Source organism: Bowmanella dokdonensis (assembly GCF_017254865.1).
Classification (GTDB): domain Bacteria; phylum Pseudomonadota; class Gammaproteobacteria; order Enterobacterales; family Alteromonadaceae; genus Bowmanella; species Bowmanella dokdonensis.
Genome location: NZ_JAFKCV010000091.1, coordinates 1 through 451, shown reverse-complemented (window position 1 = coordinate 451; position 451 = coordinate 1). Strand labels below are relative to the sequence as shown.

Sequence of the window (451 nt, the reverse complement as noted above, 5' to 3'; positions counted from 1 at the left end):
CTGCGGCTGACAAGTTGGCCCAACCATCATCTTCCTGATATTGCTCCCAGGCCTTGGTCAGAATCTGCACCAGTTCGGTGATAGCGGGGTCTTCGGTTTTTGCAGGCTTCTTCTGCGCTTTCTCTGAAGGCACAGAGGTTTCTAAATTTTCGGTGTAGATAAAGTCATCGCAGGCATTACGAAATGCCACTGGGGTTTTCTTCTCGCCAACACCAAATACGAACTTTTCAGATTCCCTCAGGCGGGAGGCCAGTTTAGTAAAATCACTATCACTGGATACCAGGGCAAAGGCATCAAACTTGCCGGAGTAGAGCATGTCCATTGCATCAATAATCATCGACGCATCGGTGGAGTTTTTGCCAGTGGTGTAAGCAAATTGCTGAATAGGCTGAATGGCTAACTCGTTTAGCGACTGCTTCCAGTTCTTTAGGTTGTCACTCGATCAATCACC

Annotated in this window: 1 protein-coding gene; it reads right to left on the bottom strand. The window is 47.9% G+C overall.

Features of this window, described 5'->3' with window-relative positions:
* A partial coding sequence (locus J0A66_RS21685; protein ID WP_338143937.1) for an NYN domain-containing protein occupies window positions 1–385 on the bottom strand: 385 nt, incomplete at its 3' end.
* Between the last annotated feature and the right edge of the window lie 66 nt (window positions 386–451).